Below are 2,338 nucleotides of genomic sequence, written 5' to 3' on the forward strand. Positions count from 1 at the left end.
ACTGTTCTGTATCGGTTGGAACTCCAGTAAACTCGGTAGACCCCGTTTCAGGGTCGTATGAAACTCCGGTCTGTTTCTTAATTTCCGTGAGAACTGCCTCATCAGCTTTGGATACACTACTCATTTGACCACCTTTCGAAGGGTTTCGAATTCGGGGTATATAAGCTCTGCCAAATCTGTCACAAAGAGTTGACAAAGTTTTCATGGGATGAATTCACACTGCGAGACATGGACGACAAATCGGGCGAACTTGACCTCCGCAACTATCTCGATTCAGTCGGGGAATTTTGCGTCGAAATGGAATCACGTACTGTTCCCGAAAACAAGAGCAGCACCTCAAAACAGATCGGAACCTACTTCGAGAAAGAACTGCGCGACTGGTTTGAGGAGAAACACGGGCTTGTCTCCGAGGGGTCGGTCGCCGAGGACATCGACCTTCCAGCATTCAACCTTGACGTGAAAACGACATCGAACCGCCAGCCGCAGTCATCCAGTACCTTTGACGACCCGGGCGAGCGAATCACTGGAGTTGACTACAACATTCTCCTGTTTGTCTACGACAAGCAGTCTGTCGACGGCGGGAACAAGTTCGAAATTAAGACCTGTGCCTACATTCCGAAGGAACGCGCAAGCGACTACCGCAAGTCTGAGGACGCCGTCAAACTGGTTGCAGACTACAGAGAGGGCAAACTATCTGAGTCTGAACTCCGTGAACAGTTGGAGAACCTGACGGGTGTCGGTGCAATCAGCGATGAAAAATTCAACGAAATCAAGGAGGATCCGCCGGTAAAGGGGGCAATCACCATAACGCCCGCCCTGCAGTGGCGGTTCAACTACAACAAGATGGTCAAGGACGATGTTCCCGAGGGAACCGAGCGTATTTACGGCTCAATAGGAAGCCAAAGTACTCTGTCCGACGCCGGGGAATAGCGACCCCTCAGACAGCATCTCCTCCACCAGCTCGTCAATCTCGGCCTGAACGACATCCAACTCCTCGATGTTCTTCTTGTTGTACTTCCGCTTGCTCACGTCTGTGTGCTGCGGGACAATCTCATGAGCCTCCATTGAGAGCTCGGCGAGCTGCTTGCTGTCCTCTGTCTCCTTGTACTCCGGGAGTTCCAGTTTGCTGATAGCAGTCTTCGAGAGACTAGACTTCCCCTCCGAGGCGATTCCTTTTATAGACTTTTGATAGATCGACGAGTTGAGTAGGCCGCAGAGGAAGTGCGCCTCGTACTTGTCATCAGTTGAGATGAACATGAAATGGTCGCCCGGAACGACCATCTTCTCGCCCAAGTCATCGTCGTCAACCGTGCTGACCACCGCGAAATGGGGCTTGAAGCCGAGGCGGCACCAGACGACCTTGTAATCCGACCACGTGTAGTCGCCCAACCCGAACACGTTATAGAACGCACCCTTCTCCAACCACGTCGACGACCGATCTTCGAGGGCCTGCTTGTTCGATTCAAGATAACCGTACGTCTTGGGACAGTTGTTCTGCAATTCGGTCTCATTGTCCTCGTTGGCCTTCTTAATCGGCACGAGGTGGAGGTCGTGGCCGAACAGACCATACTTCACCACGTGCTTGGACTTGATGTACGGATAGATATGGTCGTGTTCCAGCGCATCCAGTTGCTCTCGGTCAATGCTGTACACGTCCTTAGCGTCGTCCTTCACCCCGTGACGGATGTCGTGCTCGCACTCACCGAGGGCACGGTTCTCGGCATCTTCCCTGATCCACGAGGAGGACGGTTCATCCTCCTCCACTGGAATCATTCCGGTGTTCTCGTGTTCCAGCGTATCTCGCATTGCTTCGACGGTCGAGAACGTCGGCTTGCCGCTCGCTTTCTTCCACGAGTCAACCGCGATCGGGAACTCAAATTCGCTGTCAGCGTCCAGTGTGTAGATGGCGGAATGCACACCCACATCGTCACCGAACGGGCGAAGGCGGTTGAAGTCGTGAATATGTCGCACCGCAACCGGACGAGAGTTCACCCGTTGCGTGCGGAGTAGACGGCCAGCCGGCCCCTTCATAATGTCCCGCTTAAGGACGAAACTGGCGTCGCCATCCTCGTCGAGATAATGGTGGATGCAGACCCAGATGAACGTCACCGAGATGTCGTCGTTGGCGTGCCCCAGCCGCATCTCGACGCCGTGGTGCGGAAGCAAGTCCAACTGTTTCACGTACTTCTCACGCCACGCATCCCGAACCTGCTCGGAGAGATTCCCCCATGTGATCCACGGTGGATTACCGACCAAGTGGTCAACGTTCAGGTCAAGCGGTTCGTCCCCGAAACGGATCTCGTCATCCCTCGTCAGCTTGAGCGAGTCGGTCAGGCAC

At 54.2% G+C, this 2,338-nt stretch carries 1 protein-coding gene and 1 pseudogene; one reads left to right on the forward strand and one right to left on the reverse strand.

What is annotated here, in order from left to right; genetic code table 11:
- The first annotated feature begins 228 nt into the window (after window positions 1-228).
- Window positions 229-930 carry a hypothetical protein gene (locus tag AUR66_RS13360; protein ID WP_058572813.1) on the forward strand — a complete coding sequence of 234 codons (702 nt, stop codon included), beginning with the start codon at window positions 229-231 and terminating at the stop codon, window positions 928-930.
- On the opposite strand, the pseudogene AUR66_RS22100 reads toward AUR66_RS13360, so the two are convergent.
- Window positions 889-2,338: pseudogene (locus tag AUR66_RS22100) on the reverse strand (type I restriction endonuclease subunit M); the annotation flags it as partial. The gene AUR66_RS13360 and the pseudogene AUR66_RS22100 overlap by 42 nt on opposite strands.

Source organism: Haloferax profundi, assembly GCF_001469865.1.
GTDB classification, from domain to species: domain Archaea; phylum Halobacteriota; class Halobacteria; order Halobacteriales; family Haloferacaceae; genus Haloferax; species Haloferax profundi.

What these genes read in the sequence shown, in the direction of transcription:
- AUR66_RS13360 (WP_058572813.1), top strand. Translation starts at nt 229, where the DNA reads ATGGACGACAAATCGGGCGAACTTGACCTCCGCAACTATCTCGATTCA.